This is a genomic window from Nostoc sp. KVJ20, assembly GCF_001712795.1.
In the GTDB taxonomy this organism is placed as follows: domain Bacteria; phylum Cyanobacteriota; class Cyanobacteriia; order Cyanobacteriales; family Nostocaceae; genus Nostoc.
Window position 1 is genome coordinate 1 of the sequence record NZ_KV757733.1, and the last position, 5002, is coordinate 5002.

General features: G+C 38.4%; 5 protein-coding genes. 1 reads left to right on the top strand and 4 read right to left on the bottom strand.

Features of this window, described 5'->3' with window-relative positions; all coding sequences use genetic code 11:
* Positions 1–368: 368 nt before the first annotated feature.
* The gene (locus tag A4S05_RS32985) at positions 369–605 is read right to left on the bottom strand and encodes a hypothetical protein (protein WP_069073987.1); all 237 of its coding nucleotides are present in this window, start codon (positions 603–605) and stop codon (positions 369–371) included.
* Positions 606–1233: 628 nt separating this feature from the next.
* On the opposite strand from A4S05_RS32985, the gene A4S05_RS32990 reads away from it, so the two are divergent.
* Complete coding sequence (locus A4S05_RS32990) at positions 1234–2238, top strand: cyanophycin synthetase (RefSeq protein ID WP_069073988.1); 1005 nt, start codon at positions 1234–1236, stop codon at positions 2236–2238.
* Positions 2239–2241: 3 nt separating this feature from the next.
* Here the strand turns inward: A4S05_RS32990 and A4S05_RS32995 are convergent, their stop codons facing one another.
* The 3 genes from A4S05_RS32995 to A4S05_RS33005 form a co-directional block, all read right to left on the bottom strand.
* Positions 2242–2589: a hypothetical protein gene (locus A4S05_RS32995; protein WP_069073989.1), complete on the bottom strand. Its 348-nt coding sequence runs from the start codon at positions 2587–2589 to the stop codon at positions 2242–2244.
* A 670-nt stretch (positions 2590–3259) separates the two neighbouring features.
* Complete coding sequence (locus tag A4S05_RS33000; RefSeq protein ID WP_069073990.1) at positions 3260–3739, bottom strand: YbjN domain-containing protein; 480 nt, start codon at positions 3737–3739, stop codon at positions 3260–3262.
* A 160-nt stretch (positions 3740–3899) separates the two neighbouring features.
* On the bottom strand, positions 3900–4757 hold the full coding sequence (locus tag A4S05_RS33005) for a nitrate ABC transporter ATP-binding protein (RefSeq protein ID WP_069073991.1): 858 nt from the start codon (positions 4755–4757) through the stop codon (positions 3900–3902).
* Positions 4758–5002 lie beyond the last annotated feature (245 nt).

The following is a 5002-nucleotide window of genomic DNA, read 5'->3' on the forward strand; positions in this document are numbered from 1 at the left end:
GAACGAGGAAATGCTTATCAAGCTAGGTTTTTAGGACTTGTGTGTACACCGTAGCGATGCCTTGGGGGATTTAGGGGGATCAAGATATATGCAACTTCACATTAAATTGGTATTAGTGGTTTGGTGAATTGGCAAGGGTGGCTTGGAAACTCGGATTTTCAAAGCTGCAATACTTAAGTAGCTATGCTCCTTGGCAACATCCAGAATTTTTAAGTGAAGCGTGAATTGGAATCTGGAGTTGTAAGCGATGTCTAAGGGCGGGCTACGGCTCAATACGGTTCGGTTAAAGGGGAAAGGTTTTAAATACATCCTTACCCCTTATACCAATTCCCTATTTTCAAGATAGGTTTATTGCCCATACTTGAACTTTAAATTACAGCTTCTTGGCGTTGGCAATCAAAAACAACCATGTAGGAGGCATTTGGTACTTCCTGGGGGAGGTGCCGCATATAGCCATCGGCATCAGAACGGCTGCGGAAGCGGGCAACAATCTCCCGTTGCGTATTAGGAAGTAGACGAGCGATCGCCCAAGAATTGAGGCGTTCTTTATAAGCAACAGGCTGATTGTCTGATTTGGAAGATTTGTTATCCGTATTTTCTGGCATAATTATGTTATCCGTATGAAGTTTAATGAAGGGCGTTAATTAGTTTCTAGGTAGGAATGCACTAACGCTTTTTTTTAATGCTGCTGCCACCTTGTTATTCGATTATTTATAGATTGTCAACACTGAGCGCTATATTTTAGACCAATTAAGTTGGAACTTTCAGGTGGTTATGGATCTCAAAGCCTTAATTTGCAATTGTTTGCAGGACACAATAATGCTCAAGCAAAAAGTTTGGCAATTATTGGGTTTGCATAATTTGTATGCATACACATACGTAAATTCCGCATCGGTGGCAAAACAAATATCAATGTTTGAAAAAATACTATTAAAAACTCAATAGAAAGAAAATGCATAATAACGTGCCTAGAATTAATGGTCGCTGACACACTCTTAATTTTTCTATGGTGCGATGCCTACGGTAAAGCTATATTGCAGGCATTTACGTTTTTTATAGTTAGTTTAGAATAGTTAAATTTTCATAGTCTCTTTAGATATTAAAAAATGATTTTTTCTCAGGCTTTCACTAGAGTTTTAGAAAAAATATATTGTGCGATCGTTTAATTTAAAATATATTGACTAACTGCCATAGAATAGTTAATATTTTCGCGGTATATTTATATTAAAAATAATGGAAACACCCTTTGTAACATCAATCATTAAAAAAGTAGCAGAGAAAATAGGAGCAGTAGTTTTAGTAGACCCAGAATGCACCTTTGTGGGACTGATTACGTTTAAAAATGGTCATAAAACCTTTTTTCGCAGTAGCAGGTTTAGTATTAATTCTTCTGGCTCAGTAGCAATAGCGAAAGATAAAGGGGTTTCGAGTTTTTTTCTGAAGAAGTTTGGCTATAAGGTTACTGAAGGTCAAACATTTTTTAGTGAAGAATTATGCGAAGAATTAGCCAACACCAGAAATATAGATACGGGATTTTATTATGCTAAAGAGTTGGGATTTCCTGTAATTGTCAAGCCGATTAATCTCAGTAAAGGAATATTTGTTACAAAGGTTCACAACAAACAAGAATATTATCAAGTAGCCAAGAAAATTTTGCAAAAAACATCAGTATTTATTGTTGAGCGATTCTACAGTGGCAATGACTATAGAATTGTAGTCCTTGATGATGAAGTAATTTCGGCGTATCAAAGAATTCCTTTATTTATAATGGGAGATGGTCAATCTAATGTTTTGGAACTTATGCAACAAAAACAGGAGACTTTTATCAAAAATGGTAGAAAAGAAATTATAGATTTTGAAGATTACAGAATCAAAAAAAATTTGCGGAGACGAAAGCTAAATTTTAATACTGTTATACCCAAGAATAATATAGTTTATCTTTTAGACAATGCGAATTTATCAACTGGTGGCGAGGCAGTAGACTTCACTGAAAATATCCATCCTGATTTTCAAAAGTTAGCAATAAGTATTGCAAAAGATATGGAATTGAGATTAGCTGGTGTGGATATTCTTACTAGTGATATAACGTCACCAATTGTAGATTATACAATCATTGAAATAAATGGCGCTCCTAGCTTAACTCACTATGCTTCATTTGGTGAAGTTCAGACGAAAAGAGTAGAAAGTTTATATCTCAAAGTTCTCAAAGCACTTGAAAACGAAAATAACATTATTTGAAAATCATTCTTTATCTAATAGGGATTCAAATTCAGCTTGTAAGGCGGTTATATCTGCCAATCTTGCAACTAGTAAATTATCCTTGCCAGCATCACTTAAACATGCTTTCCAATAACCAATACTATCTGAATTGTTCAACCAAAACTGAATCACGGTATCTACCACTTGATCCAGATTCCAACCCCACTTTACTGGAACTGATTCCACCGATTCTATAAACGTATCTAGTGTACACTTATGCATTCCCAAATATTCCACGCCTTGATGGAGTGATTTTTGCCCATTTTTCTGTTGGTGATTAAAAAACTGTAAAAGTGGAGATACTCCTACAATATCAAAAGTGTATTTCATGTCAGTACTCCCAGTTTTAAATTACTTGTGGTAAAGATTTAGTATTTTGTAAAAAAATCTAGGCAGAAACTAAAGTATCTATAAAAAGTATAGTTTTAGTCTATATCATAAGCATTAAACTCAGTTATAAATTAGCACTAACAAGCATTGAGTGCTAATATTTGTTTATTAGTTTGATTTATTATTATAGAGTTTCAGACATTAATTAATGGGCGTATAAAATATTAATAATTGTTTAATTCATTGCGTTACAGCTTGTAAAGACTTACGTCCAAGAAAACTGCCTTTCTGGAGCGATCGCAATCCAAAATTTAGCTAGGATCAAGTCAAGGGAACATAAACCCAAATTCAATTGGTGGTGCAGTTCTGGAAGTGTCACTCACTATACTCGCCTTTTGATGGAAGCAGTGATACTATCTAGTTGTGTGAGGAGCAAGTTAAAAATAAAAAGCGTCTGGGGTGGAAACACGGCAACACTCCCAGGCGCTTTTTAATTGGTATAGAGGAAAAAGTCATTTCAATCGACTGACTTAGAAAATTCAGTTCATCATCAAGATTGATCGACTAAAACAAGTAATGTAGCAAATCTTACTCACTGATGGGTCGCACTGGGAAAATAGTGCAACTCATAACTCAGGACTCATAACTTCTACTGAAGTGAAGCGATTAGTCAAGTCGCACCAAATTCAGTTTGTAAGGCTTCATCGTTATTATCTGCGATCGTTGCCACAACGGTAATTAGCCGAGACACTTCGCCAGGAGATAACTCGGCTAAGGTGCGTGTCGATATTACAACCACCCGATTTTCAATAATACCGAAACGCGCTTCAAAAGTGCTTGAGCAGTTCAACTCCAGAAGATACCGCATCAACTTAGGTTCATTTTTGGCAGGTAAATTTAGCACCGCAGACCAAACTGTTATTGTGTCTTCATCGGTTGTCCCGTTGAGTTGGACAAATACTTCTACACTTCCATACTTAAACTTCCAAAGATAACCGGCCTCTGGAGTGTGGCTAACCATCGCACTATTATCTTGTTCCAAAGAGTCGATGACATTTTCAATTACCTCAACATGGTTAATGCTTGTCGTCTCGCCAATTAAATCATTAACGGATTCGTTACTAATTACGGTTTCTGGGTAGCTTGCCATACAGATTTTTTCTCAACATACTCGCTCTACACATACTTTATAACTTGTGGACGTAGTTGTAAGGGTAATTCATGAATTGCTCCTACTGATTGCTCCCGCCACCATCTGGTATGGTGGCGGGAGGAACAAAGAATTATTCTGGAAAAATTAAGGTAATTACTTAACCTACGTCATCATGGGCAAAGCGGTTAAAGAGGAAGTCTAAGGCATAGTTACGTAGTTGATAGTATTGTGGATCTTCCATGATGCGGCTGCGATCGCGCGGACGAGAAAAAGGAATTTCCATAACTTCACCAATTTTCGCATGGGGGCCGTTGGTCATCATCACCAATTTGTCTGCTAAAAATAGCGCCTCGTCGATGTCGTGGGTAATCATCAGCACTGTACAACGGTTATCGCCCCAAATTTTCAGCAATTCTTCTTGTAACTCTTCTTTGGTAATAGCATCCAGCGCCCCAAAAGGTTCATCTAAAATTAATACTTTCGGACGAATCGCCAAAGCACGGGCGATCGAAACCCGTTGTCTCATCCCGCCGGACATTTGCATTGGTTTCTTTTCCATTGCATCAGCCAGTCCCACCATTGCTAAATGATCGCGGACGATCGCTCTTTTTTCAGCTTGTGGTTTGTTGGGATAAACGGCGTTAACAGCTAAGTAGATGTTTTCAAAAGCAGTTCGCCAAGGTAGTAGGGCGTAGTTTTGGAAGACAACCATCCTGTCTGGGCCTGGTTTAGTAATGGGTTCTCCTTCGAGTAAAACTTGCCCGGAGGTGGGAAAGTTAAAACCGGATACCATATTTAATAGTGTCGATTTGCCACAGCCAGAGTGGCCGATGACGCAAATAAACTCGCCTTGTTCGACGTTGAGGTTAACGCCGTCGAGTACAGTAAAGGGGCCTTTCTTTGTGGGATAGACTTTGGTAACGTCTTTAATTTCTAGGAAAGGTCTGCGGCTGGTGGTTGCAGGGGCGAATGGTTTTCCTAGTGTGGTTGTAGCTGTTGAGTTGCGGTTTTGCATGGTATTTGGGGATTGGGGATTAAAAAGCTAAATGTACACGATGTGCAAATGAATATTCTGACCTTTCTTCTTCTAAGGGCTACCGTAGCCTGAAATACCTGATTAACCAGGGTTTTACCCCACCCTAACCCTCCCCTTGGAAAGGGGAGGGAACTAGATTTCTTTTTCCCCCCTTTCCAAGGGGGGATTAAGGGGGGTAATTCGATTTGTGTGTAGAAGGGAGACGTTAACGGAGATAAAAGGTG